Origin of the sequence: Nocardiopsis sp. FIRDI 009 (assembly GCF_003386285.1) — a bacterium.
In the GTDB taxonomy this organism is placed as follows: Bacteria; Actinomycetota; Actinomycetes; order Streptosporangiales; family Streptosporangiaceae; genus Nocardiopsis.
The window spans coordinates 214,612-241,214 of record NZ_QPNC01000009.1; the positions used below are offsets into that span (position 1 = coordinate 214,612).

The 26,603-nt window shown below is 73.8% G+C and carries 23 protein-coding genes and 2 riboswitches; of the genes, 15 read left to right on the plus strand and 8 right to left on the minus strand.

Annotated features, from left to right (window positions below; genetic code table 11):
• Positions 1-372: 372 nt before the first annotated feature.
• On the plus strand, positions 373-2,550 hold the full coding sequence (locus DVR05_RS07680) for a bifunctional (p)ppGpp synthetase/guanosine-3',5'-bis(diphosphate) 3'-pyrophosphohydrolase (RefSeq protein ID WP_116245116.1): 2,178 nt from the start codon (positions 373-375) through the stop codon (positions 2,548-2,550).
• A 105-nt stretch (positions 2,551-2,655) separates the two neighbouring features.
• On the opposite strand, the gene DVR05_RS07685 is transcribed toward DVR05_RS07680, so the two are convergent.
• The 4 genes from DVR05_RS07685 to DVR05_RS07700 form a co-directional block, all read right to left on the minus strand.
• On the minus strand, positions 2,656-3,123 hold the full coding sequence (locus DVR05_RS07685; RefSeq protein WP_116245117.1) for a nitroreductase/quinone reductase family protein: 468 nt from the start codon (positions 3,121-3,123) through the stop codon (positions 2,656-2,658).
• Between the two features lie 80 nt (positions 3,124-3,203).
• Complete coding sequence (locus tag DVR05_RS07690; RefSeq protein WP_116245118.1) at positions 3,204-4,397, minus strand: acyl-CoA dehydrogenase family protein; 1,194 nt, start codon at positions 4,395-4,397, stop codon at positions 3,204-3,206.
• Between the two features lie 68 nt (positions 4,398-4,465).
• Positions 4,466-5,713: a CaiB/BaiF CoA-transferase family protein gene (locus tag DVR05_RS07695; RefSeq protein ID WP_116245119.1), complete on the minus strand. Its 1,248-nt coding sequence runs from the start codon at positions 5,711-5,713 to the stop codon at positions 4,466-4,468.
• Positions 5,714-5,721: 8 nt separating this feature from the next.
• Entirely contained in the window at positions 5,722-6,105 is a 384-nt protein-coding gene (locus DVR05_RS07700; RefSeq protein ID WP_116245120.1) for a DUF3870 domain-containing protein, read from the minus strand.
• Positions 6,106-6,318: 213 nt separating this feature from the next.
• Positions 6,319-6,433, plus strand: a riboswitch (SAM riboswitch).
• A gap of 58 nt (positions 6,434-6,491) precedes the next feature.
• Between DVR05_RS07700 and DVR05_RS07705 the strand changes: the two genes are divergently transcribed.
• The 3 genes from DVR05_RS07705 (at position 6,492) to DVR05_RS07715 (ending at position 9,266) form a co-directional block, all read left to right on the plus strand.
• Entirely contained in the window at positions 6,492-7,829 is a 1,338-nt protein-coding gene (locus DVR05_RS07705; RefSeq protein ID WP_116245121.1) for an aminotransferase class V-fold PLP-dependent enzyme, read from the plus strand.
• A 193-nt stretch (positions 7,830-8,022) separates the two neighbouring features.
• Positions 8,023-8,733 (plus strand): SAM-dependent methyltransferase, encoded by a 711-nt coding sequence (locus DVR05_RS07710; RefSeq protein ID WP_198659082.1) that lies wholly within the window; start codon positions 8,023-8,025, stop codon positions 8,731-8,733.
• Positions 8,724-9,266 (plus strand): DinB family protein, encoded by a 543-nt coding sequence (locus DVR05_RS07715; RefSeq protein ID WP_116245123.1) that lies wholly within the window; start codon positions 8,724-8,726, stop codon positions 9,264-9,266. The genes DVR05_RS07710 and DVR05_RS07715 overlap by 10 nt, the downstream gene beginning before the upstream one ends.
• A 33-nt stretch (positions 9,267-9,299) precedes the next feature.
• On the opposite strand, the gene DVR05_RS07720 is transcribed toward DVR05_RS07715, so the two are convergent.
• Entirely contained in the window at positions 9,300-11,414 is a 2,115-nt protein-coding gene (locus DVR05_RS07720) for a primosomal protein N' (protein ID WP_116245124.1), read from the minus strand.
• Positions 11,415-11,593: 179 nt separating this feature from the next.
• Between DVR05_RS07720 and fmt the strand changes: the two genes are divergently transcribed.
• The 10 genes from fmt to DVR05_RS07770 all read left to right on the plus strand — a co-directional run bounded on the left by fmt (position 11,594) and on the right by DVR05_RS07770 (position 21,825).
• On the plus strand, positions 11,594-12,532 hold the full coding sequence (gene fmt / locus DVR05_RS07725) for a methionyl-tRNA formyltransferase (protein WP_116245125.1): 939 nt from the start codon (positions 11,594-11,596) through the stop codon (positions 12,530-12,532).
• Between the two features lie 86 nt (positions 12,533-12,618).
• On the plus strand, positions 12,619-14,085 hold the full coding sequence (locus tag DVR05_RS07730) for an RsmB/NOP family class I SAM-dependent RNA methyltransferase (protein WP_116245126.1): 1,467 nt from the start codon (positions 12,619-12,621) through the stop codon (positions 14,083-14,085).
• 299 nt (positions 14,086-14,384) lie between these two features.
• Positions 14,385-15,056 carry a ribulose-phosphate 3-epimerase gene (gene rpe / locus DVR05_RS07735; protein ID WP_116245127.1) on the plus strand — a complete coding sequence of 224 codons (672 nt, stop codon included), beginning with the start codon at positions 14,385-14,387 and terminating at the stop codon, positions 15,054-15,056.
• 176 nt (positions 15,057-15,232) lie between these two features.
• Positions 15,233-16,273 carry a phosphatase PAP2 family protein gene (locus tag DVR05_RS07740; RefSeq protein ID WP_116245128.1) on the plus strand — a complete coding sequence of 347 codons (1,041 nt, stop codon included), beginning with the start codon at positions 15,233-15,235 and terminating at the stop codon, positions 16,271-16,273.
• 77 nt (positions 16,274-16,350) lie between these two features.
• A riboswitch (FMN riboswitch) is annotated at positions 16,351-16,481 on the plus strand.
• Positions 16,482-16,590: 109 nt separating this feature from the next.
• Positions 16,591-17,223, plus strand: coding sequence for a riboflavin synthase (locus DVR05_RS07745; RefSeq protein ID WP_116245129.1), 633 nt, complete (start codon positions 16,591-16,593; stop codon positions 17,221-17,223).
• A gap of 80 nt (positions 17,224-17,303) precedes the next feature.
• On the plus strand, positions 17,304-18,596 hold the full coding sequence (locus DVR05_RS07750) for a bifunctional 3,4-dihydroxy-2-butanone-4-phosphate synthase/GTP cyclohydrolase II (RefSeq protein WP_116245130.1): 1,293 nt from the start codon (positions 17,304-17,306) through the stop codon (positions 18,594-18,596).
• 90 nt (positions 18,597-18,686) lie between these two features.
• Entirely contained in the window at positions 18,687-19,160 is a 474-nt protein-coding gene (gene ribH / locus DVR05_RS07755) for a 6,7-dimethyl-8-ribityllumazine synthase (RefSeq protein WP_116245131.1), read from the plus strand.
• Between the two features lie 182 nt (positions 19,161-19,342).
• On the plus strand, positions 19,343-19,804 hold the full coding sequence (locus DVR05_RS07760; RefSeq protein ID WP_116245132.1) for a PH domain-containing protein: 462 nt from the start codon (positions 19,343-19,345) through the stop codon (positions 19,802-19,804).
• Between the two features lie 114 nt (positions 19,805-19,918).
• Positions 19,919-21,079 (plus strand): XdhC family protein, encoded by a 1,161-nt coding sequence (locus DVR05_RS07765; RefSeq protein WP_116245133.1) that lies wholly within the window; start codon positions 19,919-19,921, stop codon positions 21,077-21,079.
• A gap of 173 nt (positions 21,080-21,252) precedes the next feature.
• On the plus strand, positions 21,253-21,825 hold the full coding sequence (locus tag DVR05_RS07770; RefSeq protein ID WP_116245134.1) for an NTP transferase domain-containing protein: 573 nt from the start codon (positions 21,253-21,255) through the stop codon (positions 21,823-21,825).
• 239 nt (positions 21,826-22,064) lie between these two features.
• Here DVR05_RS07770 and DVR05_RS07775 read toward each other — a convergent pair whose 3' ends face one another.
• The 3 genes from DVR05_RS07775 to DVR05_RS07785 form a co-directional block, all read right to left on the minus strand.
• Positions 22,065-24,761, minus strand: a complete 2,697-nt coding sequence (locus DVR05_RS07775; protein ID WP_116245135.1) for a protein kinase — start codon at positions 24,759-24,761, stop codon at positions 22,065-22,067.
• A gap of 207 nt (positions 24,762-24,968) precedes the next feature.
• Positions 24,969-25,274, minus strand: a complete 306-nt coding sequence (locus DVR05_RS07780; protein WP_116245136.1) for a DUF2470 domain-containing protein — start codon at positions 25,272-25,274, stop codon at positions 24,969-24,971.
• Between the two features lie 185 nt (positions 25,275-25,459).
• A complete protein-coding gene (locus DVR05_RS07785) occupies positions 25,460-26,002 on the minus strand; it encodes a YceI family protein (RefSeq protein ID WP_116245137.1) in 543 nt (180 codons plus the stop codon).
• Positions 26,003-26,145: 143 nt separating this feature from the next.
• Between DVR05_RS07785 and DVR05_RS07790 the strand changes: the two genes are divergently transcribed.
• A complete protein-coding gene (locus DVR05_RS07790) occupies positions 26,146-26,598 on the plus strand; it encodes a MarR family winged helix-turn-helix transcriptional regulator (protein WP_116245138.1) in 453 nt (150 codons plus the stop codon).
• Positions 26,599-26,603: the final 5 nt, after the last annotated feature.

The window sequence follows — 26,603 nt, forward strand, 5'->3', positions numbered from 1 at the left end:
TGGCCCTGACAACACGCACGTGCACCGGGCGGGCGTCGGCGACGGCGTCCACGCGACCGGGTGGATCCGCGGGAGGTAGGCATGCCAAGCGAAGTGGTTTCGACCGGGGCGGTACCGGACCGCGGCGAGCGGCCGGAGGCCACCGGCGAGCGGCGCCCTGGCATGCCGGGAGGGCACGCGGACGGCAGCGGTACGTCGCCCGCGCACAGACCACAGGTGGACCGCCCGGAGGGCGCCGCGACCGAAGCGGCGCCCTCCGACGTCTCCGGGGCGGCACCGGCCGGCTCCCCGGGGCCGCCCGGCTCCACCACGCCCTCCACCGTGCGAGTCCGCAGAAGGCTCGCCCGACTCGGCGCCCAGCGGGGAGTGACGATGAACCCGGTGCTCGAACCACTGATCAAGACCGTGCGTGCCACCCACCCGAAGGTGGACGTCCGGCTCATCGAGCGCGCCTACGAGGTGGCCGCCCACCACCACCGCGACCAGAAGCGCAAGAGCGGCGACCCCTACATCACCCACCCGCTCGCCGTGGCGACCATCCTGGCCGAGCTGGGCATGCAGGAGGCCACCCTGGCCGCCGCGCTGCTGCACGACACCGTCGAGGACACCGACTACTCCCTCGACGAGCTGCGCGCCGACTTCGGCGACGAGATCGCCGAACTGGTCGACGGCGTCACCAAGCTGGACAAGGTCAAGTACGGCGAGGCCACCCAGGCCGAGACGGTCCGCAAGATGGTCGTGGCCATGGCCCGCGACATCCGGGTCCTGGTCATCAAACTGTGCGACCGCCTGCACAACATGCGCACCCTGCGCTACCTGCCCTCCCGCGCCAAACGAGAGAAGAAGGCCCGCGAGACCCTGGAGATCTTCGCACCGCTCGCCCACCGGCTGGGCATGAACACCATCAAGTGGGAGTTGGAGGACCTGGCCTTCGCCACCCTCTACCCCAAACGCTTCGACGAGATCGCCCGCCTGGTCTCCGAGCGCGCCCCCCGCCGCGACGTCTACCTCCAGGAGGTCATCGAGGCGGTCTCGGCCGACCTGCGCGAGGCCAAACTCAAGGCGACCGTGCGCGGACGGCCCAAGCACTACTACTCGATCTACCAGAAGATGATCGCCCGCAACTGCGGCTTCGACGAGATCTACGACCTCATCGCCGTGCGGGTCCTGGTGGACAGCGTCCGCGACTGCTACGCGGCCCTGGGAACCATCCACGCGCGGTGGAACCCCGTGCCCGGGCGGTTCAAGGACTACATCGCGATGCCCAAGTTCAACATGTACCAGTCGCTGCACACGACGGTCATCGGTCCCTCGGGCAACCCGGTCGAACTCCAGATCCGCACCCGCGCGATGCACCGCCGCGCCGAGTACGGCATCGCCGCGCACTGGAAGTACAAGGAGGACCGCGGCGCGGGCGGGGAACCCAAGGCCAAGGGCACCTCCGACATGCAGTGGCTGCGCCAGCTCATCGACTGGCAGCAGGAGACCAAGGACCCGGGCGAGTTCCTGGAGTCGCTGCGCTTCGACCTGTCGGTGCAGGAGGTGTTCGTCTTCACCCCGCAGGGCGACGTCATCTCCCTGCCGCAGGGCGCCACCGCCGTCGACTTCGCCTACGCCGTCCACACCGAGGTCGGCCACCGCACGGTGGGCGCCCGGATCAACGGCCGCCTGGTGCCGCTGGAGAGCCAGCTGCACAACGGCGAGACGGTCGAGATCCTCACCTCCAAGGACCCCGACGCCGGGCCCAGCCGCGACTGGCTCAACTTCGTCAAGAGCGCCCGCGCCCGCAACAAGATCCGGCACTGGTTCACCAAGGAGCGTCGCGAGGCCGCGATCGACAAGGGCAAGGACGAGATCGCCAAGGTCATGCGCAAGCAGGAGCTGCCGGTCAAGCGCCTGTTCAGCGGTGAGGCGATCATCGCCCTGGCCCGCGACCTGCGCTACGCGGACGTGGACTCGCTCTACGCCGCCGTCGGCGAGCACCAGGTCAGCGCGCAGAGCGTGGTCAGCAAGCTCGTCGACTCCCTGGGCGGCCTGGAGAACCACACCGAGGACATCGCCGAGTCGGCCCTGCCCACGAAGGCGGTCACGCGCCGCCGCCACCCCGGCAACCCGGGCGTGGTCGTGGAGGGCGACGCCGACGTGTGGGCCCGCCTGTCCAAATGCTGTACGCCGGTGCCGGGCGACGGGATCGTCGGCTTCGTCACCCGCGGCAACGGGGTCTCGGTGCACCGCGAGGACTGCGTGAACGCCTCGACCCTGGACACCGACCGCATGGTGCGGGTGGAGTGGTCGCCCACCGAGGACTCGATGTTCCTGGTGGCGTTGCAGGTCGAGGCGCTGGACCGGTCCCGGCTGCTGTCGGACATCACCCGGGTGCTGTCCGACCAGCACGTCAACATCCTGTCGGCGACCGTCCAGACCAGCCGCGACCGGGTGGCGCAGAGCCGGTTCACCTTCGAGATGGCCGACCCCGCCCACCTCGGCAGCGTCCTGCGCGCGGTGCGCGGGGTGGACGGGGTGTACGACGTGTACCGCGTCCGGAACTGAGGCTGCGTCGGCCTTGGGGCCGGCCCTGACCGCCGCCGCGCTCCGTCCCGTGGGCCGAACCCCCGCGGTGGCGGGAGTCCGGACCCCGTCGACGGCCGGAGCCGCTCAGATGCGGATCGTGGTCGAGCGCACGATCTCGAACACCGGGTGGCGGTCGGCCTCGGCCGCGAAGTCCTCGTCCGGCGCCTCCGGCGGGGCCTCGAAGTACGGACCCACGACGAAGGCGCGCGGGTGGTCCAGGTACTCACGGAGCACCGGGGCCGCCTCGTCGGGGCCGAGTTCACGCACGCTGGCCAGCTCGATCCACCCTCCCTGGCGCAGGGTCGCGAAACCGTCCTTGCGCAGGTTGCGCACCCAGTCGACCTCCCCGTAGGGCGCCACCAGGAACCGGCCACGGTCGCTGTCCAGCACGCTGACCGGTGTGGTCCGCAAGAACCCCGACGCGCGCCCCCGCGTCGTCAGCAGGTGCAGGTCGGGCGGGCACACCCCGTACTTGACGAAGCCGCTGACGAAGGCGTTGGCGGTCCGCCGCACCCGCGTCATCTCGAACCGCTTCGTCGGCTCGTTCACCATCTTCCGCAACTCCCTCGGTCGGATGCTCCCCATTGTGGTGGTTGCGGGGGACTGTCGGCACCCGAGTACCGCTCCGCGCGTCAGCGGAACGCCGAGACACCCGTCACGGCCTGCCCGATGCTCAGGGCGTGGATCTCCTCGGTGCCCTCGTAGGTCGCCACCGTCTCCAGGTTCACCATGTGCCGCATCACCGGGTACTCCAGGGTGATGCCGTTGGCGCCGTGGATGGAGCGCGCCGCGCTCGCCACCCGCTGGGCGGCCGCCACACACGAGAACTTGCCGAAGCTGACGTGGTTGTGGTGGCAGTTCCCCTCGTCCTTGAGCCGACCGATCCGCAGCGCCGTCAGGTTGGCGTGGTTGACGTCCACCACCATGTCGGCGAGCTTGCGCTGGGTGAGCTGGAACCCGCCGATGGCGCGGCCGAACTGCTCGCGGGTGGTCGCGTACTCCAGCGCCGCCTCGTAGCAGGCGCGGGCGGCCCCGGCCGCGCCCCACACGATCCCGTAGCGGGCCTCGTTCAGGCACGACAGCGGCGACCCCAGCCCCCTCGAACCGGGCAGGAGCGCGTCGGCGGGCAGCCGCACGTCCTCCAACACCAGTTCGGAGGTGATCGAGGCGCGCAGGGACAGCTTCCTGTGGATGACGTTGGCGGTGAAGCCGGGGGTGTCGGTGGGCACGAGGAAGCCGCGGATGCCGTCGTCGGTGGCGGCCCAGACCACGGCCACGTCGGCGACCGAGCCGTTGGTGATCCACATCTTGGTGCCGTTCAGGACCCAGTCCGACCCGTCGCGCCGCGCGCGGGTACGCATCGAACCCGGGTCGGAGCCGGAGTCGGGCTCGGTCAGACCGAAGCAGCCGATCGCCTCGCCCGCCGCCATCCGGGGCAGCCACGCCTGTTTGTGCTCCTCGGAGCCGAACCTGTGGATGGCCGCCATCGCCAGGGAACCCTGGACGGACACGAAGCTGCGCAGCCCGGAGTCGACCGCCTCCAGTTCGCGGCAGGCCAGACCGTAGGCGACGGCGCTGGAGCCCCCGCAGCCGTACCCCTCCAGGTGCATGCCCAGCACCCCCAGGTCGCCGAGGGCCTTGGCCAGGCCCCGGGGGTCGGGCAGGGTGCCCGCCTCGAACCAGTCGGCCACGTTCGGCAGCAGTTCGCGGCAGGCGAAGGAACGGACCGCGTCGCGGACGTCCCGTTCGGTGTCGGAGAGCGTGGCGTCCACCGCGAGGAAGTCGTGCGGGTCCGGGGCGGCGGGTTTGCGCTGGGTCTCGCTCATGGGGTGGGTGTCCCTTCGTGTTGTCGTGTGCTTCCAAGGGTGCGGCTCGGCGCCGTGCGGTCGCGGGATCAGGGCAGGTCGGGCTGTTGGACGGCGCCGCGCTTGACCATCGCGTCGATGAGCCCCTCGTCCAGGCCCAGTTCGGCGAGCAGGCTCCGGGAGTGCTGGCCGAGCAGGGGAGGGGCGGTCAGCGGGGCGGGCGTCCCCTCCAACCGGAAACCCGCGCGGACCTGTTCGAGCGGCCCGATCGTGGGATGCTCCACCGTGCGCAGCACGTCGTCCCCGCTGGCGTCGGCGGTGCGCAGCGCGTCCAGCACCCCGCGCACCCGCCCGGCCGGGACGCCGGCCGCCACGAGCACGTCCATCCAGTGGTCGGCGGGGCGGGAGCGCAGGGTGCGCGACAGCTCCTCCACCAGCTCCTCCCGGTGCTCCACCCGGCCCGGGTTGGTGACGTACCGGGGGTCCCCGGCCAGGTCGGGCCGGTCCAGGGCGGCGCACAGGCGCCGGTACAGGGCGTCGTTGCCCGCCGCGACCACGATCTCGGCGTCGGCCGTGGGGAAGACCTGGTAGGGCACGATCGTGGTGTGCGCGTTGCCCATCCGCGCGGGCTCGGCCCCCGTGACCAGCGCCTGCTGGGCGAGGTTGACCAGGCCGGACAGCGTCGAGTTGATGAGCGAGACGTTGATGTTCTCGCCCCGCCCCGTGGTCCGCGCGCGCATCAGGGCGCCCAGGATGCCCACGGCGGCGTTGAGGCCGGTGAGGACGTCGGTGAGCGCCACCCCCACCTTGCTCGCCTGGCCCTCCACCGGTCCGGTGGTGGCCATCAGCCCGCTCTCGGCCTGCACGACGATGTCGAACCCGGGGCGCGTGGCGGGCTCGTGCTCGGGCCCGAACCCGCTCACGGAGCAGTACACGACCGCCGGGTTGCGGGCGCTCACGTCGGCGTAGCCCAGGCCCAGGCGGTCGATGACCCCGGGGCGGAAGTTCTGGATCACCACGTCGGAGGAGGCGCACAGGTCCTGGACGGCGGCCAGACCGTCGGGGTCCTTCAGGTCCACCGCCAGGCTGCGCTTGTTGCGGTTCACCGACAGGAAGTAGGCGGCCTCTCCGGGCGAGTCCCCGGAGGCGCCCGCCCAGGGCGGCCCCCAGGCGCGGGTGTCGTCCCCGCGTCCGGGCTGCTCGACCTTGACCACCTCGGCGCCCATGTCGGCGAGGAGCATCGTGGCGTAGGGTCCCGCCAGGACCCGGGACAGGTCGGCCACCCGCACCCCGGCCAGCGGCAGGGGGGCGGTGGGTTCGGTGTTGGTGTCGGACACGGGGGTGCTCACTCCTTGGTGTCGGCGTCACCGGGCAGCTGGTCGCCGTCCCGCAGCTGGTAGTAGGTCTCCAGGCAGCGGCGGAGCGCGGTGGTGAGGGCGGCGCCGGACTGGCCCGCGTACCGCGTCTGCACCCGACGGACGATCTCGGCGATGTCCTCGGTCACCGAGGCGCCCTCGACGAGGGCGCGGAAGAACTGCTTGGCCAGGTCGGTGAGGAGCGTGGTGTCCGCGGCGACGATCCGGTCGTCGGCGGTGTCCACGGCGAGCACGACGCCGAGCCGCTGGTACTGGGAATGGCTCGCCACCGTGTCGGGAAGACGGGCGTAGCCGGAGATCAGGACAACCCTGGGGTTGCGGAAAAGCTGCTGGATACGGTCGTCGCCGTGCAAGGCACACACCTCTCGCTCGCGGGCATGCGAAAACTCCGATGCTCTGGAGTCTCGCGCCTGGAGGGCGACCGGGAAAAGCCGGACACCCGCGGCGTGAGGGCAGGCGGGACCAGTATGTCCCAGCCTCCGTGCCGGGTGTCAAGCGGGGGTGTGGCGGGGCGCACGCCAGGGGTCGGTGTACGACCCGCCGGGTCTGTGCTACCTTTCTGGCCAGGTCACGAGTGCCAGCGTCAAGCCCCGGCTTGCTGGCCGGCAACCCTCCTTCCGCGGTGGGGTGCCCCGGGTGAGGACCAGGTCCCGACACGACCGTGTCTGACAAGCGCGGACCCCGCCGATGTCGCCGTGAGGCGCCCCGTGGGTCCCCCGACCCACGAAAGAGGTGCATCTTGACCACGGTCCATCACATCCACTCCCTGCGCTCCCCCGAACCCGCCGAGTGCTCGATCGTCACCGCCGACACCGGCGTCCCCCTCGTCACCGGAGAGCGCGTCGACTACGCCAACTTCGACTACGCGGCCAGCGCCCCGTGTCTGACCTCCGTGGCCGACGCCCTGTCGGCCGCCCTGCCCTACTACGCCAGCGTGCACCGCGGCGCGGGCCACCACTCCCAGGTGAGCACGGACGCCTACGAGCGCGCCCGCCGCAGCGTCGCCCGCTTCCTGGGAGCGCGCGCCGAACCCGCCGACGCGGTGGTGTTCGTGCGCGGCACCACCGACGCGCTCAACCTGCTGGCGCGCTCGGTGCCCGAGGGCTGCACCGTGGTCGTCTTCGAGTCCGAGCACCACGCGAGCCTGCTGCCCTGGCAGCACCCCTCCTCCCGCGCGGGCCGGGTCGTGCGCCTGCCCCTGCCCGAGTCCCCCGAGGCCGCGGTCGCCTCCGCCCGGGCCGCCCTGGCGGAGGCCCCCGACGGGCCGACCCTGCTGTGCGTGACCGCCGCCTCCAACGTCACCGGTGAGATCTGGCCCGTGGAGGACCTGGTCCGTGTGGCCCACGCCGAGGGTGCCCGCGTCGTCGTCGACGCCGCCCAGTACGTGCCGCACCTGCCCTTCAGCCTGGCCGCCACCGGCGCCGACTACGTGGCCCTGTCCGGGCACAAGCTCTACGCCCCCTTCGGCTCCGGTGTGCTGGCCGGGCGCGCCGACTGGCTGCGCGCGGCCACCCCCTACCTGTACGGGGGAGGGGCCACCGGACTGGTCACCGAACACGACGTCCGGTGGAACGACCTGCCCGCGCGGCACGAGGCGGGCAGCCCCAACGTCCTGGGCGCCGTCGCCCTGGCCGCGGCCTGCGACACCCTCACCCCCGCCACCCAGGAGCTCCTGCACATCCGCGAGTCCGCTCTGCTGGAGCGCCTGCGCGCGGGCCTGGCCGACATCGACGGGGTCCGCGAGCTGTCCCTGTGGGGGGCCGACCACACACGGGTGGGCATCGTGTCCTTCACCGTGGACGGGCTGCCCGCCGAGCTGCTGGCCGCCGCCCTGTCCGCGGAGTACGGGATCGGCGTGCGCGACGGCCTGTTCTGCGCCCACCCCCTGACCCGCCGCCTGCTGCCCGAGGGGCACGCGCAGGCCGTCCGGGCGAGCCTGGGCGTGGGCACCACGACCGAGCACGTCGACCGGTTGGTCGGGGCGGTCGCCGACCTGGTGGCGCACGGCCCCCGGTGGGAGTACGCCGACTGCGACGGCCGCCTGGCGCCGGTCCCGGACCCGCGCAACGTCCTCTGAGGGGCGGGGCGCGCGGGAACGCCGCCATACCACGCAGACGGAGAACGGGGGCGGAAATCACCCGACCCTGTGTGGCGGATCACGTTGCCGGGGGTAGCATCGGGCCCTGACGGTATGGCGCGTTGGGGACGGACCCGATCGGTGCGCCCGCGTGCCGTGCCTCCCACGAGCGGACCGGCTGGGGAGCGTGATCGTGACGAATGTCCGAGGGCCGAAGGCAGGACGGCTCACGGCCGCCGTCCAACGGCCGGACCCCGTACCGCTCCCCGGACGGCGGTCACACGTCGTCGGCCTCCGCCGCCGCGCGGAGGCACGGCCCCCGGACCCCCGCGCCGCCGACCACCTCCGCCGGCACGAGCGCTTCCTCGGCCGGATCATCGACTACCTGTGCGCCGACGCCGGGGTCGACCAGTTCGTCGACTGGGGGTGCGCCGTCCCCGGCACGGCCGGGCGCGTCCGGGAGCGCGCCCCCGACGCCGGTGTCGTGAACGTCGCCCCCCACGGGACGGCGGGCGTCCTGTCCAGCGCCGACACCGCCGTCCTCTCCGGCGACGGCGCCGACCCCGCCACGCTCCTGCGCCGCCTGCGCACCTGCGGCCACGTGGACCTCGACCGACCCGTCGCCGTCCTCCTCACCCGTCCCCTCACCGCGGACACCTTCCCCACCTGGATCGACGGTCTCCACTCCCTGATGCGCGGCGGCGGTTACCTCGCCCTCACCTCCTCCGCGCCCCGCACGGACACCGAGGCCGCCTTCGCCCCGTTCCGGCTCCTGGAACCCGGGCTCGCGGACATCACCTGGTGGCCCTATCCGGACGAGGAGGTCTCCGCCGACGGAAGCGGAGTCCTGGGCGGACTGGGCCGGACCGTCAGACAGGAGAGGAGGCCGCCCCGATGGCGGTGAACTGGACCGGGGAGACACTGGCGCAGCTCCAGTTCTACTGGGACTACTCCCTGTGGCCGAGGCTGGCGGGCCTCACCGAGGAGGAGTACCTGTGGGAGCCCGTCGCCGGGGCCTGGACGGTGCGCCGACTCCCCGACGGTCGGTACGCGCCCGACAGAGCCGAGACCGAACCGGACCCGCCGCCGGTGACCACGATCGCCTGGCGGCTCGGCCACATTGTCGTGGACGTGCTGGAGACCCGGGTGAACTGGCACTTCGGCGACCGGACGGCGAACCCGGACACGATCGACTGGCCCAGCGGCGCCGACAACGCCCGCGCACGCCTGCACGCGGCCTACCGGGCCTGGTCCGACCACCTCCAGCGACTCGACGACGAGGCGATGGCCGCCCCCGTGGGCGGGGCCGAGGCTCCCCAGTGGGCGGACTTCCCGATGGTGGCGCTGGTCCTGCACCTGAACCGGGAGATCTTCCACCACGGGGCCGAGATCGCCCTGCTCCGCGACCTGTACCGGGCCGGATACGGACGGCACTGACGGGCCCCGGCGCGGACGGGCCCGACCGCGCCCTCAGACCACGTGCAGCGGGTCCACCCGGACCTGGGCCAGGTGCTCGTCACGGCGCGCGCTGCGGGCCGCGGCGGCCACCTTCAACGCGCGGGCCAGCGCCCCGACGCCACCCCGGGGAACCCGGAGCAGGGCGCGCTCGGTCTGCTGGACGCCCTGGGCGGTCTCCTCCCTCGGGGAGCCCACGGGCACCGGCCCGAGGACTTCGGTCCCCTCGGGCAGTTCGACCTGGTCGAGGAGCTCACGGACGTGCTCGGGGGCGCCGGTGACCGACGCCATCGTGACCGCCGGGGGAAAGCCCAGCTCACGCCGGTCGGCCAGCTCCCGTTCGGCGAACCCGGCCGGGTCCCAGCGCACGAACGACTGCACGACCGGCAGCGCCGCGTCGGCCGACACCACCACCGTGCCGCCGGGCCGGACCAGGGCCGCCGCGTTCAACCAGCGCCGCAGCGCCTCCTCCGACGCCCGCAGGTCCAACCGGTTGAGCAGCGCCCACCCGTCCAGCAGCACGGCCGCCGCGTACCCGTTCTCGGCCGCGGGCTCGGCGCCGGGGGTGGCCACGATGATCGAGGGCCGGTCCGCGACCGCGGACAGCACCTCCTCACGACCGGACGTGCGCACCGTCAGCGAGGGGAAGGCCCGGCCGAGTTCCTCCGCCGTGCGCCGGGCGCCCACCACGACCGCGCGCATGCGCCTCACGCCGCACTCGGGGCAGGCCCACTGCCCGGCCACCCGGCCGCACCAGCCGCACGAGGGCATCGCGTGCGAACCGCGCACGGCCAGCGGTCCCCGACACGCGTCACACCGCGCGGGCTCCCGGCACCCGGCGCAGGCCAACGTGTTCAGGTAGCCCCGGCGGGGCACCTGGAAGAGCACGGGACCCGTCCGGGCCGCCTCCCGGGCCGCGCGCAGCGCCAGACTCGGCATCCGCGCCGTCCGCGCCGCCTCGTCCCGGGCCAGCTCCCGGTCGTCCCCGGCGGCGCGCACGATCGGCGCCCGCCGCCGCAGGGTGGGCCGGTCCGCCGCCAACGGGAGCGCCCACCCCGACTCGACCAGGAGCTGGGCGTCGGTGGTGCGCGTGTGTCCGCCGATCAGCGCCCCGGCGCCGGCGCGGTGCGCGCGCATCGCCAGGACCGTGCGGGCGTGCGGGTAGGGCGCGTGCGGTTCGGCGTGGACGTCGTCGCCGTCGTCCCACAGCACCGCGAGGCCGAGGTCGCGCACCGGGGCGAAGACCGCGGCCCGGGTGCCCACGACGACCCGGACCCGGCCGCGCAGGGCCGCGAGCCACCGCCGGTAGCGCTTGGCGGGACCGAGGTCGGCGGTGAGCGCCACGTGGCGCCCCTCACCCAGGTGCCGGGTCAGCGCGGCGTCCACGGCCTCGACGTCCCGGCCGTCGGGCACGACGATGACCGTGCCGCGCCCCCCCGCCAGTGTCGCTCCCGCCGCGACCGCCACGGCGTCCGCCCAGTCCGCACCGGGCAGGGCGGTCCAGGCCGCGCGCGCGGCGCGTCCCTCCCGCAGGGCCCGGAGGAAGGCGGGCCCCTCGGGGTAGTCCGCCCACGGTCCGGGCTCGTCGCCCCCGCTGCGGGGGGTGTCCTCCCCGGTCGTGTCGGCCGTCCCGAGATCGGCCGTCCCGTCCCCGTCGGACTCCCCGGGGTCCTCCTCCCGCTCCACCCGCGCGTGGCGCGGCGGCACGGCCAGGCGCAGGACGTCGCTCAGCGTGCCCGCGTAACGGTCGGCGACGGCACGGGCCAAACCGAGGATCTCCGGGGTCAGGACGGGTTCGGGAGAGACCACCGAATCCAGGTAGGCCAGGCGCCCGGCGAACTCGGAGGTCTCCACCCGTTCGACGAGGAACCCGCCCAGCCGGCGGTTGTTGAAGCGCACCCTGACCCGGCAGCCGGGCACGGCGGTCTCGTCCATGTCGGCGGGCACCCGGTAGTCGAAGTAGCGGTCCAGGTGGGGGAGCGGGGTGTCCACGACCACGCGCGCGACGGGGAGGCGGTCGGCGGGCCTCCGCCCGGCCGCGTGGCGCGCCTTCGCCGGGGCGGCCTCGGACGGGTCCTGTTCGGGAAGGTCGAAGAGGACTCCGTCGGGCGGGCCGGGATGGTCGGTCATCACCCACTGGTCTACCAGAAGCCCACGACGGGACCCGTGGTCCGCGGCTCCGTCCCGCCCCGGCGACTGGTAGAACTGGGACGCGTACAGACCGTGCGCGGGGGCGTCACGCGGTCCGGGCGCCGGGGGCGCGGCGCGGCTCGGGACGGTTTCCGTCAGCAGTGGAGGGGACCCGATAGATGAAGCTCGTCTTTGCCGGAACGCCTGAGGTGGCGGTGCCGTCCCTGCGGGCGCTGATCGACTCCGAGCACGAGGTGGCGGCGGTCGTGACACGCCCGGACGCCCGCTCCGGGCGCGGACGGCGGGTGTCGGCGAGCCCGGTCGCCGAGCTGGCCGCCAGCGAGGGGATCGAGGTCCTCAAACCGGCCAAGGCGGGCGACCCCGAGTTCCTGGGGCGGCTCGCCGAGATCGGCCCGGACTGCTGCCCCGTGGTGGCCTACGGCGCCCTCCTGCCCCAGCGCGCGCTCGACATCCCCGAACACGGCTGGGTCAACCTGCACTTCTCACTGCTGCCCGCCTGGCGCGGCGCCGCCCCCGTCCAGCACGCCATCCTGCACGGCGACGACGTCACGGGCGCCACGACCTTCCGGATCGTCAAGGAACTCGACGCCGGTCCGGTCTTCGGCACCCTCACCGAGACCGTGCGCCCCACCGACACCAGCGGCGAACTCCTCGACCGCCTGTCCGTGGCCGGGGCCGAGCTGCTCGTGCGCACGATCGACGGGATCGCCAGCGGCCAGCTCACCGCGGTACCGCAGCGGGAGGAGGACGGGGTCTCCTACGCCTCCAAGCTCACCCCCGAGGACGCCGAACTCGACTTCACCGCCCCCGCCCAGCGCGTGGACCGCCTCGCGCGCGCCTGCACGCCCGCGCCCGGCGCCTGGACCACCTTCCGCGGCACCCGGCTCAAGGTCGGACCGGTCACCCCCCTGACCGACGCCGACACCCCCGCCCTGGACCCCGGACAGGTGCACGCCGACAAACGGCGCGTGGTCGTGGGAACCAGCACCAACCCGGTCCTGCTGGGCCAGGTGCAGCCCCAGGGCAAGCGCGCGATGGCGGCGGTGGACTGGGCCCGTGGCGTGCGCCCCACCGAAGATGACCGCCTGGGGCGCTGAGCTGCCGTAGTCTCGACCTGGCGGGAGCGGTCACACCGTCCCGCTCCCACCAGACCCCGTCCCCGGTTCGTTGAGGCAGAACACAGTTGAGCGAGCAGTCCCGATCCCCGTACCGCCGACCCCGACGGGGCAGGAAGCCCGGGCAGGGCGCAGGGCGGGGCGCCTCCGGGCCGCCCAAACCCCGTGACCCGGCCCGCCGCGTCGCCTACGACGTCCTGCTCGCCGTCGAGCAGCGCGACGCCTACGCCAACCTCCTGCTGCCCGCACAGCTCGCCGACCGGGGGATCAGCGGCCGGGACGCCGCGCTGGCCACCGAACTCACCTACGGGACGCTGCGCCTCCAGGGCACCTACGACGCGATCCTGGAATCCTGCGTGGACCGCACGCTGGCCTCCGTGGACCGCGAGGTGCTGCCCGTGCTGCGCCTGGGCGCCCACCAGCTGCTGTCGACGAAGATCCCCTCGCACGCGGCCGTCAGCGCCACCGTCGACCTGGCCAGGAAGGTGGTGGGCCACCACCGCGGGCGGTTCGTCAACGCCGTCCTGCGCAGGGTGGCCGCGCGCGACCTGGACGCGTGGACGGAGGTCGTCGCGCCCGACCGCGCCACCGACCCCAGCGGGCACCTGTCCGTCGTGCACAGCCACCCCAGGTGGGTGGTCAAGGAGCTGGCCCGCGCGCTCGGGGAGCGCTCCTCCACCGGGCTGGTCGAGACCGAGCGGCTGCTCGTCGCGCACAACGAGCGCCCCCGCGTCACCCTCGTCGCCAAGCCCGGCCGCTCCACGGTCGCCGACCTGGTCGCCGCGGGCGCCGAGGAGGCGCGCTACTCGCCGTTCGCCGCCTACCTGCCCGAGGGCGACCCCGCGGCCATCCGCGAGGTGCGCCAGCACCGGGCCGCCGTCCAGGACGAGGCCAGCCAACTGGTCGCGCTGGCGCTGACCCGGGTGGACGCCCACGGAGACGACGCCCGGTGGCTGGACATGTGCGCGGGCCCCGGCGGCAAGGCCGGTCTGCTGGCCTCCCTGGCCGGGCAGCGCGACGCCCGCCTGCTGGCGTCGGAGCTCCAGCCCGCCCGCGCCGGACTGGTGGCCACGGCGGTGCGCCGCGCCCCGCGCGACGCCGGTCGGGTCGTGGTCGCCGACGGCACCGCCCCGGCGTGGCGGCCGGGGGCCTTCGACCGCGTCCTGGTGGACGTGCCGTGCAGCGGACTGGGGGCGCTGCGGCGCCGTCCCGAGTCGCGCTGGCGCCGTACCCCGAAGTCGGTGGCCGCGCTGACACCGCTCCAGCACGACCTGCTGGTCAGCGCGGTCGAGTCGGTGCGCCTCGGCGGGGTGGTGGCGTACGTGACGTGCTCGCCGCACCTGGACGAGACCGACGGGATCGTGCGCCGCGTGCTCGACGAGCGCGACGACCTCACCCTGCTGCGCGCCGCCGACTACCTGGACGGGATCCCCGACCTGGCGGCGGGACCCGACGGCAGGTACGTCCAGTTCTGGCCGCACGTGCACGGGACCGACGCCATGTTCCTGGCGCTGCTGCGCAGGTCCGAGGCGTGACGGGGCGGGGGACCGACGCACCGTGAGCCGGGGCGGGGCCCGGTGCGCCGAAGCTGACACGGGTGCGGCAGGCGTGGCCTTCGGGCGGGGCGCCGGTCGGCCCGAGGCACCGGCCGACCCCAGGGAGGACTGACCCTCCTCCTGGGGACGCGGGGGGCGCCCACGGCCCGTCCACGATCCCCGGTCGGGTCCGGATGGGGGCGTGCTCAGCACCGCGTCGTGGAACTGACCCGCACACGTCGGCACCGGCTGACCTGGGCGGGAGCACCGGCTCCCACGCCCCTGGCTACACTGCGGGTGTGGCAATCCAGATCTCACCCAGCATCCTCAGCGCCGACTTCGCCCACCTCGCGGACGAGGCGGCGGCCGTGTCCCCCTCCGCCGACTGGCTCCACGTCGACGTCATGGACAACCACTTCGTCCCCAACCTGACGCTCGGCCTGCCGATCGTGGAGTCCCTGCGCAAGGCGGCCACCACGCCGTTGGACTGCCACCTGATGATCGAGGACCCCGACCGCTGGGCCCCCGCCTACGCCGAGGCGGGCGCGGGCAGCGTCACCATCCACGCCAAGGCGGCCAACGCCCCGGTGCGCACCCTGCGTGAGATCCGCCGCCTGGGCGCCCGCGCCGGGCTCGCGCTCAACCCCGCCGAGCCGGTCGAGCCCTACGCCGACCTCATCGGCGAGATGGACATGCTCCTGCTCATGACCGTCGAGCCCGGCTTCGGCGGTCAGAAGTTCCTCGACATGGTCCTGCCCAAGATCCGCAAGGCCCGCGAGATCCTCGACACCCGCCAGTCCTCCGTCTGGCTCCAGGTCGACGGCGGTGTCAGCGCCGAGACCATCGAACGCGCCGCCGAGGCCGGAGCCGACGTCTTCGTCGCGGGCTCGGCCGTCTACGGTGCCCAGGACCCCGCCGGCGCGGTCGACACCCTGCGCTCCCTGGCCGCCAAGGCCAGCCCCCTCGCATAACGATCCCGGCGCGCCGCCCGTGTGGCTCTGGTCACGCGGGCGGCCCCGTCCTATGCTTCCCGTCCGTAGTCGTTGATTCCGCTTGGTCGCGGCTCCGTCTTCCCCTCGCGCCCGCGCGCCCCGGGGGAGCGGCGCGGCGTGAGCGCGTTGCCAGGCGCGGACCCGTGGAGTGCGCGTTGAACGCTTGGACACCCGAGCACCTGGCCGTGGACGCCCTGTGGGAGGCCGAGACCACCCCGATCCTCTGGGTGCAGGGGTGGGGCGACTGGTTGGCCCCACCCCTGGGCCTGGTCACCGAACTCGGCTCCCAGACCTTCGTCGTCCTCCTGCTCACCCTCGTCTTCTGGTGCGTGAACGCCGGGACCGGCGCCCGCCTCTTCGTGGCCGTCGTCGCCTCCGGAGCGGTCAACTACCTGCTCAAGGCACTCGTCTACGGCGCCCGCCCCTTCTGGTTCAGCCCCCAGGTGACCGCGCACGCCACCGAGTCCACCTTCGGGATCCCCTCCGGACACGCCCAGCTCTCCACCGTCCTGTGGGGCTACCTGGGCCTGCGCTCCGGCAGCCGCGCCTGGCTGGGCGCGGCCGCCGCACTGGTCGCGCTGGTCTGCCTGTCCCGCGTCTACCTCGGCGTGCACTTCTTCAGCGACGTCCTGGCCGGCCTCCTCGTCGGCGTCGCCGTCCTGTGGACGGTCCTGCGCTGGGAGGAGCGCGTCCTGCGCTGGTGGCGGGGATTGTCCACCGCGGCCTGGGCGGGCTGCGCGGTGGCGGTCTCCGTGCTGCCCTGCGTGGCGGCGGCCGCCTGGCAGGGTCTGGTGCGCGCGGACTGGTCGGCGCCCACGGAGTGGATGGGCGCGGTCCCCGCCGACCCGGCCGGTGCGACGCTCACTGGGCTGTCCACCGTCTGCGGCGCCCTGCTCGGCGGCCTCGTCGGCTTCACCCTGCTCCACGGCCGCGGCTGGTACAGCGCCGAGGGCACCCTGACCGCCCGCGCCGCGCGCTTCGTGCTCGGCATCTCGGTCGTGGTGCTCCTCCAGGTGGCCGACGACCTCCTGCTCGGCGGCCTGACCGGGTGGGCCGAGGCCGCGGCCGCGTTCGTCGTCTACGTCCTCATCGCCCTGTGGGCCTCCTTCGGCGCGCCCGAGACCTTCGTCCGCAGCGGCCTGGCCCGCCGCCCCGAGCCCGTGGGCGCCACCGGGGGCGGGGCCGCCCACCCCTGAGCGGGTCCGTGAGGAGACTCACACCGCCTAGGCCCCGAGGGTGCGACCAGGTAGGATCCGGATCGACGACAGTCGAAACGCGTGCTCCGGGGTCGGTGAAAGTCCGAACCGGCGGTGACAGTCCGCGACCCGGCCGAAGCCATCGGCCGGTTGAACCGGTGGAATTCCGGTACCGACGGTGAGAGTCCGGATGGGAGGCAGTACGCGTGCGGACGGGTCCCGTCGGCGTACCAGGCGTGCGCCCCCGGTCCCGACCCGTCGTGGACCCGATTCCACACCCCCACCCCGGAGCGCCATGAGGCGAAGGGATGACAAGGGTGTTCACCGGAATCGTGGAGGAACTCGGCGAGGTCGTGTCCATCGAACCCGCCGGAACCACGGGCGAGTCCCTCCTGCTGACCGTGCGCGGACCACGGGTCTCCTCCGACGCGGGCCACGGCGACTCCATCGCGGTCAACGGCGTGTGCCTGACCGTGGTCGGACGGGGTGAGGGCACCTTCACCGCCGACGTCATGAAGGAGTCCCTCGACCGTTCCTCCCTGGGCGCGCTCGTTCCCGGATCCCCGGTCAACCTCGAACGTGCGGCCCGCGCCGACGGCCGCCTCGGCGGACACATCGTGCAGGGTCACGTCGACGGAACCGCGCGCCTGGTCTCCCGGAGCCCCGGCGACAACTGGGACGTCCTGCGCTTCGACCTGCCCGCGGAGCTGTCCCCGTACGTGGTCGAGAAGGGTTCGATCACCGTGGACGGCACCAGCCTGACCGTCTCCGCCGTCAGCGACCCCGGAGCCTTTGAGGAGTTCTTCGAGGTCAGCCTCATCCCGGAGACCCTGGGAGCCACCACCCTGGGCGCGCTCGCCGTCGGCGCCACCGTGAACGTCGAGGTGGACGTCGTCGCCAAGTACGTCGAGCGCATCGCCGCCGTCACCGCGGCCCGCGCCCGCGGCTGACCACCCTCCGGCGGGCGGACCCCTCCGACGGGCCGCCACGCACCCACCACACCGCCAGCAGTCATCTCCTGGGAGCCGTCATGACCGTCACCGACACCACACCGGGCACCGCGGACACCACCGAGCCGACCGTGCTCCTCGACTCCATCGACGACGCGGTCGCCGACTTCGCCGCCGGGCGCGCGATCGTGGTCGTGGACGACGAGGACCGCGAGAACGAGGGCGACATCATCTTCGCCGCCGAGCTCGCCACCCCCGAACTCCTGGCGTTCATGATCCGCCACACCTCCGGCGTGGTCTGCGTTCCCATGGAGGGCGACGACCTCGACCGCCTCGACCTCCCCCTGATGACCGCCCGCAACGAGGAGAGCCTGCGCACCGCCTACACGGTGACCGTCGACGCGCGCGAGGGCGTCACCACCGGCATCTCCGCCGCCGACCGGGCCCGCACCATCCGCCTGCTGGCCTCCGCCGACAGCCGTCCCGTCGACTTCGTGCGCCCCGGCCACATCCTGCCGCTGCGCGCCCGACCGGGCGGCGTGCTCGCCCGCCGGGGGCACACCGAGGCATCCGTCGACTTCGCGCGCCTGGCCGGGCTGCGCCCCGCCGGGGTCCTGGCCGAGGTGGTCAACGACGACGGCACCATGGCGCGCCTGCCCCGCCTGCGGGAGTTCGCCGACGAGCACGGGCTGAAGCTGGTGTCGGTCGAGCAGCTGGCCGCCCACCGCGCCGCCCTCGGCCACACCCTCACCCCCGAGCAGGCCACCCCGCCGCTGGTCACCCGCATGGTGGAGACCCGCATGCCCAACGAGTACGGCGAGTGGCGCGCGATCGGGTTCAAGGGCACCGCCGACGGCGCCGAGCACGTCGCGCTCGTGTACGGCGACCTCACCGACGGCACCGACGTCCTGGCCCGCCTGCACTCGGAGTGCCTGACCGGCGACGCCTTCGGCTCCCACCGCTGCGACTGCGGCGCCCAGCTCGACGCGGCCATGGCCGACATCGCCGAGGAGGGGCGCGGCGTCGTCGTCTACCTGGGCGGCCACGAGGGCCGGGGGATCGGACTGCTGCACAAGCTGCGCGCCTACAGCCTCCAGGACCAGGGCGTGGACACCGTCGACGCCAACCTGCGCCTGGGCCTGCCCGCCGACGCGCGCGAGTTCGGCGCGGGCGCCCAGATCCTCACCGACCTGGGCGTCACCTCGGTCCGGCTGCTGTCCAACAACCCCGCCAAGGCCGAGGGGCTGACGGCGCACGGCGTCCACGTGGCGAAGCGGGTGGCCATGCCCTCCTTCGTCACCCGGGACAACATCACGTACCTGCGCACCAAGCGGGACCGGATGGGCCACGAGCTGGGCGGCGTGGCCCAGTAGGATCCGACCCGCCGCCCCGTCACCCGCCGACGCCCCGCCCGGAGCGCGTCCGGCACCGGCAGCCCACCCGCACCGACACAGGGAGAACACATGAGTGGAGAAGGCCGCCCCGACACCCAGGAGGTCGACGCCTCGGGGATGTCGGTGGGCATCGTCGTCACCCGCTGGAACGCGCAGATCGTCGAACCGATGCTGGCCCGGGCCCTGGACGTGATCAAGGACTCCGGCGCGGCCGAGCCCGTCGTGGTGCGGGTGGCCGGAGCGGTCGAGATCCCCGTCGTCGCCCAGGAGCTGGCCCGCAAGCACGACGCCGTCATCGCCCTGGGCGCGGTCATCCGCGGCGGCACCCCGCACTTCGACTACGTGTGCCAGTCGGTGACCCACGGGCTCACCGAGGTCGCTCTGCGCGAAGCCACCCCCGTGGGCAACGGGGTGCTCACCTGTGACACCCTGGAACAGGCACGCGACCGCGCGGGTCTGCCCGGAAGCGCCGAGGACAAGGGCGCGGAGGCGACCTGGGCCGCCCTGGACACGGCGGCGGCACTGCGCGGTCTGCGTCGCTAGGGCGTGTTCCGTGGATGCCGCCCGCCGTGACGGCGCATCCGGCGCGGCTCCGGCAAGGTCGAACACGCCCCTCCCCCGCCTTCCGGTCGGCCCGACCGGAACGTCGGCCCCGGAGCCGACGCGTAGTGAGCCCCGGACCGGGGCCGAGCCTGGAGCAGTCGGTGCGAACGAGGGAACGACCGGTGGACGAGACACAGCGCGGGCCCGCGCTCCCGCGGACCTGGCGGCCGAGGGCGGTGCGGATCGTCGCCTACGGAATGGGTCTGCTGGTCGTGGCCACCATGGTGGTGCTGACGGTGACCCTGCCCGAGGACTGGCGCCTGCAGGACCGGGTGCTGCTGGTCATGCTGGGCCTGGCGATCGCCGCCGGCCTGCACCTGCTCGCCCGCCCCAAACTCGTGGCCGCCGAGCACAACGTGACCGTGGTCAACGGCATCCGCACCCACGTGCTGGCCTGGCCGGAGATCGTCGACATCCGGATGCCGGTCGGGGAGCCCTGGCCGTCGGTGGACCTGTCCGACGGCACCACCCTGGCCGTGATGGGCATCCAGAGCGCCGACGGGGAACGGGCCCGCCGCGACCTGGAGGAGTTCCGCGCCATGCTGCACGAGCGCGGTGAGGCACCCGAGCCCGGCGACTCGTAGACATCTACCAGGGGAGTCCCCGTTTCTTGGCGGAACGGGGACTCCCCTGGTGTGCGGTGGGGCACATACGTTGGTAACGAAGGTCGTGTGGGGGAACGCGGAAGGGGTATCCGAGTGCGCGACATCCGAGCGGCGGTGGCCGATCTCCACGCCACGGGCGAGACGTTCGCACTGGCCACGGTGGTCGACACCGACAAGAGCGCGCCCCGCGACCCCGGCGCCGCGATGGCCGTGGCCGACTCCGGCGAGGTCGTCGGCTCCGTCTCCGGCGGCTGCGTGGAGGGCGCGGTCTACGAGGAGGCCCTGGAGGCCATCCGCACCGGGCGGCCGGTCCGCCGCACCTACGGTGTGAGCGACGAGGAGGCCTTCAGCGTCGGACTCACCTGCGGCGGCACGCTGCACGTGTTCGTCGAGCCGGTCAGCCGTACGACCTTCCCCGAACTGGGTTCGGTCCTCGCGGCCGTCGAGGAGCACCGGCCGGTCGCCGTCGCCACCGTGGTGTCCGACCCCTCCGACTCCGGCCGCCTGGGGCGCCGCCGCGTCGTGTGGCCGGACCACGCCGAGGGGGACCTGGGCCCGACCAGCGGCCGTCTCACCGACGCCCTCGACGACGACGTGCGCGGGATGCTGGCCCAGGGCAGCACGGGCCTGCTGCGCTACGGGGTGGACGGACAGCGGCGCGGTGACGCGCTGGAGGTCTTCGTCCAGTCCTTCGCCCCGGCCCCGCGCATGCTGGTCTTCGGCGCGATCGACTTCGCCGCCGCCGTCGCCGACCTGGGCAGCTACCTCGGTTACCGGGTGACGGTGTGCGACGCGCGCCCGGTCTTCGCCACTCCCAAACGCTTTCCCACCGCCGACGAGGTGGTCGTGAAGTGGCCGCACGTGTTCGTGGACGAGATCGCCGACCAGATCGACGAGCGCACGGCCGTGTGCGTGCTCACCCACGACCCCAAGTTCGACGTCCCCGTCATCAAGGCGGCCCTGGCCACCCGCGCGGGCTACATCGGCGCGATGGGATCGCGGCGCACCCACGAGGACCGGCTGGAGCGGCTGCGCGAGGCCGGGGTGGCCGAGGAGGACCTGGCGCGCCTGCACTCGCCGATCGGTCTGGACCTGGGTGCCAGAACCCCGGAGGAGACCGCCGTGTCCATCGCGGCCGAGCTCGTCCAGACACGCTGGGGAGGCAGCGGTCGCGCCCTGCGCGAGACGAGCGGCCGCATCCACCGCGACACACGCCCCCTCGTTCCGGCCGGATTCGGTCACGCCCACAAGTGAACCGAAACCCGATCCTCCGTGAACTGCCTGGTCACGGAGGGGATGGTGCGCGAAACCGGAGAGACTGGCGTGCGGACCGCCGCACGTGCGCCACGCACCGGCCGGGCGCGTGGCATCATCACGACATGGTGAGTGGGGACACGGGGGACACGGGGAGCCAACGGACGGCGGCGGTGGCGGGGCTGCTGCTGGCGGCGGGGTCGGGGAGCCGTCTCGGGCGCCCCAAGGCCCTGGTCGAGGTGGGCGGCGAACGCCTGGTCGACCGGGGGGTGCACACCCTGGCCGCGGGCGGCTGCGATCCGGTCCTGGTGGTGCTGGGCGCGGCGGACACCTCCGTGCGCGGTGCCCGCACGGTGCTCAACCCCGACTGGGCCACGGGGATGGGCTCCTCGGTACGGGCCGGGATCGACGCCCTGCCCGACACGGTGGACGCCGTCCTCATCGCCCTGGCCGACCAGCCCCTGGTCACCCCCGAGGCGGTGCGCCGGCTCCTCCGGGTCCACGCCCAGGGCGCCCGTGCCGCCGTGGCCACCTACGCGGGCAACCCGCGCAACCCGGTCCTGCTGGGCCGCGAGCACTGGTCGACGGTGCACGCCATGGCCGTGCGGGACGTGGGGGCGCGTCCCTTCCTGCGCACCTACTCGCACCTGGTGACCACCGTGGCGTGCGACGACGTCGCCAGCCCGGAGGACATCGACACCACCGAGGACCTCGCGCGGGTCAGCGGCATGATCGACGGCCCCTGACACCGTGGGAGTCCGGTCCTCGGCACGGTCACCCGAGGGGGTGCCGTTCGGGCGCCGGCGGGGTTCTTGTGAAGAGGACCGCGCGGTAGGCGTCCGTTGAGGGTGGTGGAGGGCGACGGGGGGCGAGTCGAGCCGCGGGCGAGGAACGACCGGCAGGCGTGGCCGAGGAGGAAGAACCCCTGCCTCCTCGGGCGCCCGAACACGGTCCGAAGCGAAGCGGAGGACCCAGGAAACACCGCCTAGCCCAACAGCCCGTCCAACGGGATGAGCACCCCCGAGCCCAGGGCCAGCAGCCCCGTCGACAGCAGGACCAGGACCATGAACAGCGACCCCGCCACGGCCAGCCGGAAGGCGGCGAGCCGACGCCGGGCGCGTGAGGAACCCCGTCGGCCGGCCGCCGTCCGGCCCAGCAGGACGAGGACGGCCGACAGCACCACCGGCAGCCACCACGCGGTCTCCACCGGCTCCGGCAGGAGGCCGGTCACCATGCCCGCGGCCCGGGAGAGCCCTGCCAGGGCGCCGTCGCGCGCGGAGTCCACCAGACCGCTGTAGAGCGGGGTGACGAACGCGCTCTCCGGGTAGTAGCCGCTGTCCGGGCGCAGCGCCCGGCCCAGCCCGTCGACCAGCCCGAGCAAGGCGGCGGGGTAGGCGAACCGGCGGCACCGGCCGGCCCGCATCGCCCGCTGGATCTGGTTCATCGTCCGCTCGACACGGCGCCTGGCCCGCTCCTGGGCGCGCCGCGACCTCGCCGTCTCCTCCGAACCCGGCGGCACCGGCCCGGTGTGGGGGCCGACACCCGGCGGGACGTCCGGCCGCACCGGGGCGGTGGCGGCCTCGGCGCGCCGTCGGCGGGCGCCCGCCCACCGTTCCTTGGCCCCGTCCCACCGTTCCCGGGCCGATCCGGCCAGCGACGCCCACCGGTCCTGCCGCCGTGCCCGGCCGTCGGCGCGCTCCCGTGCGGCGATCAGACCGCCGACCCGGACCGCCTCCGGCAGCAGGAGCGCGGCGGTGACCAGGGCGGCACGGGTGGCGATCGCGTCACCGCCCCTGCCCTCGCGCAGGGCCAGCCTGCGCTGTTCGACCCACCAGGGGGCGTGCGGGGCGGCGCTGCGCTCGGTCGGGTGCCAGGACTGGCGGCGCAGCACGGAGCGGTGGGCCGAGGCGGTCCCGGGGTCCAGCACCAGCTCGACCGCCCGGGCCCACGCCGTGTCGATCTCGTGCGGCTCGGGCCGCCGGGGCGCGTCGGCGCCCGAACCGACCACCCGCTCGACGGTCTCGACCACCCTGCGCATGACCAGCGGCACCTCGTGCTGGACCCGCTCCAGCAGGGCGCACCGCCCCGACCCGCCCGAACGGCAGGACGGGTGCGGGCACCAGTGCTGCGCGGCCAGCCCCACCGCGCCCGACGCGACCGCCTCACGCACCACCGCGTGGCGGCTCGCCTCACCGGTGGCCAGCGTCATCAGTCCGTCCGCGCTGATCTCGTGGCCGCGGAACCTGGGCGGCATACCCGGGACGTAGCGGGCCGCTAGCGCGCTGATCGCCACGTGCGCCAACCGGGGGTCGGCGTCCAGGCCGGTCAGGTACGAGCGGTCGAAGGTGTAGTCGTTGACCTCGCGGTCCAGCCAGCTGCGCAGCTCCGGCCAGTGGGAGCGCAGCCACATCGCGCCGGTGTCGGAGCGGTCGAGAAGGTCGAAGGCCAGACTCGGCGGGTCCTCGTGGCTGGCCCCGGCGAAGACGATGGGGCGGGTGCGGCGCGCGGTCCGGATCTGCGGCCGCTCCCCGGCCAGCCACTGGGTGACCTCGTCGTAGCCCCACCGGGCGGCGGGGGAGGGGGCGAGCAGTCCGCGCGCGAGCAGACGCCAGCGTTCGTCGGTGATCGCCGAGACGTCCACCTCGGTGTTGCGGGCGGTGAGCCAGTTGCCGCCGCGCTCGGGACGGCGTCCGGTGACCAGTTCGTGGACCATGACGCCCAGGGACCACCAGGCGGCCGGCGCCTCACGGCGGCCCTCGATCACCTCGGGGGCGGCGTAGTCCTCGGTGACGGCCAGTCCGCCGTAGACGCGGCTCATCGTGGCGCGGACCGCGCCGCCGAAGTCGGTGAGGGCCACGACCGGTGGGTCGAGGGAGCGCAGCAGCAGGTTCTCGGGCTTGACGTCGGTGTGGTTGTGCTGGAGGTCGTGCTGCCAGTGGTGCAGGCACTCGGCGACGGCGGACACCACGGCGCGGGCGCGCCCGTCGTCCAGCGGCGCCTCGTCCATGAGCGTGCGCAGCGACCCCAGCGCGAAGTACTCCTGGGCTTCCCAGGCCAGGTCCTCGCCCCAGGGGCTGGAGGAGGTCCCGTAGCCCTGGATGGCGGGTGTGTGCGGTGAGGAGGTGCCCCGGGCGCGCAGCCGGTCCAGGAGCTCGCGGTTGATGTCGTGGCCGGGCCGGTAGACCTTGAGGGCCAGTTCGCGGCCGGGCTCGTCGGCGGGCTCGGCGAGGTAGACGACGGCCTCGCCGCCCGAGCCCAGGTGGCCGAGGATCTGGTAACGGCGGCGCAGGTCGGCGGGGACGGCGTAGTCCAGGTCGTTCGCCGGTCCGACGACCACGCGGGAGACCAGACGGGTCAGCCAGTCCAGCACGGGGCCGAGGAGCGTCCGCCACCACGGGACGCGGCCCGTGGCCTGGTCGTGGCGCCGGTCGCCGGCGGCGGTGCCCCGGAGCCGGGCGGTCGGCGGGGCGGGGGCGTCCACGCGTGTGCCGTCGGGCGGGAGGGGGCCCGCGCCGGGGCCGACCACGCGCGTGGGAGCGTCGTCGGCGTGCGCGGAGCCGGGCCGCAGCACGCGCGTGACCCACCGCGTGGCACCCGCGGCGGGACCGGTCCGCGTGGTCGGCGCGGTGGGCTCGATCCTTCGTGTCGGCGCGTTCTCGTCACCGGGTTCGGGCGTGACCATCGAGGTCGGAGCCACCCTTCGGCTAGCTGGTCGGGTACGGGTTCCGGGGGAACGGCGGGCCCTTCCACACTAGGTCGCGTGTCCGACCCCTCGCGCGGAGCGGCGTCCGCCGGACCGCCGTTCACTCCCGTCTCCTTGGACTCCCGACGGAGCACGCGAGTTCCGGATCGGGGCGCCGTGCCCGGCGTGCCGCTGGCGGAGGGGCGGTCAGTGTCCGCGAGGGGCGACCCCGAGCCGCTCACAGGCCTCCCGGTACATGCGCACGACCTCGGTCCGGATCTGTGCGCGCTCGGTGAGCGGGTGGGACCAGGGCACGCGGACGGCGCGCTCGACGCCCCCCACCGTGACCGCGTAGTCGCCGCCGTCGCCGTCCAGGCCGGTCATCCGTGCCGCCGTGGCCTCGGGGCAGCCGCCCAGGGCACGGCAGATGAGCAGGGTGTCCTCCGGGTGGTCGCCGTTCATGTGCGCGGTGACGGCGGCGACGACCTCGTCGGAGAAGGGGGTGGACGGCACGAACGCTCCCGTGGTGGGTCGAGGACACGAGTGGGGGAGGGCGCCGCGACGCCCTCCCCCACCGACGATATCCGAGATCCACCGGTTCGTGACAGTGTGTCGTCACCTGTGGCGGGTGTCCTCCCCCCGGTGCGCGGGGCCGTCCCGGTGTCCGCCCTCGCGGCCCGCCGCGCCCCGGTTCGCCCTCAGGACTGACGGGTGAACTCGGCGTCGATCTCGATGGCGATCTTGTCGCCGACGACCACGCCGCCGCCGTCCATGGGCAGCTCGATGTCCACGCCGAACCGCTTGCGGCTGATCGTCGTGGTGGCGGAGAACCCGGCGCGCTCCAGGCCGTAGGGGTCGAGCGTGGAGCCGTTGAACTCCAGCGCGAGCTCGACCGGGTGGGTGACGCCCTTGATGGTCAGGTCGCCCTTGAGGACGAACTCCTCGCCCTTGGCCTCCAGGCCGGTGGAGCGGAAGGAGAACTCCGGGTACGTGTCGACGTGGAAGAAGTCTGCGGACCGGACGTGGTTGTCGCGGTCGGCGTTGTCGGTGTTGATCGAGGCGGCGTCGATGGTCGCGACCACCGAGGACCGGGTCGGGTCCTCCGGGACGGTCAGCGTGGCGTCGAACTTCTCGAAGCGCCCGCGGACCTTGCTCACCATCATGTGGCGGACCGAGAAGCCGACCACCGAGTGGGTGGGGTCGATGGTCCAGGTGCCGGCCTTGAGTTCCTGCACTGCCATGGTCTGTCTCCCTGCGTCGGATGGACCCGGACGCGGGTCCTTGTGTTTGCTAGTAACAAAGTACCTCAGAAGTATCTTCCTGAGAAGAGGAATCGCACGCGTGTCCCCGCTCACCCCGCGGATCCGCCGATAGGATGGACGGTATGGAGAAGGCCACGTGGCTCGACGCCGACGAACAACGCGTGTGGCGCGGCTTCCTCAGAGCCAACGCGGCGATCTACGACGGATTGGAGCGTGACCTGCGCTCCCGGTGCGGCATCTCACTCGTGGAGTACGGCATCCTCGTCCACCTCTCCGAGGCCGACGGGCGACGGTTGCGCATGCGGGCACTGGCCGACAGCGTCATCGTGTCCAAGAGCCGCCTCTCCCACCAGGTCGCGCGCCTGGAACGCGACGGCTACGTGCGCCGTGAGCACTGCGACGACGACCGCCGGGGCCTGTGGGCCGTCCTCACCGACGAGGGCGCCGCACTCCTGGGCCGGGCCGCCCCCGGCCACGCCGCGCGCGTACGCCAACTGCTGTTCGACCGGCTCGACCGGACACAGGTCGAGCAACTCGGCGCGATCGTCACCGCCCTCGGGGGCGCCGCCCCCTGACCCCC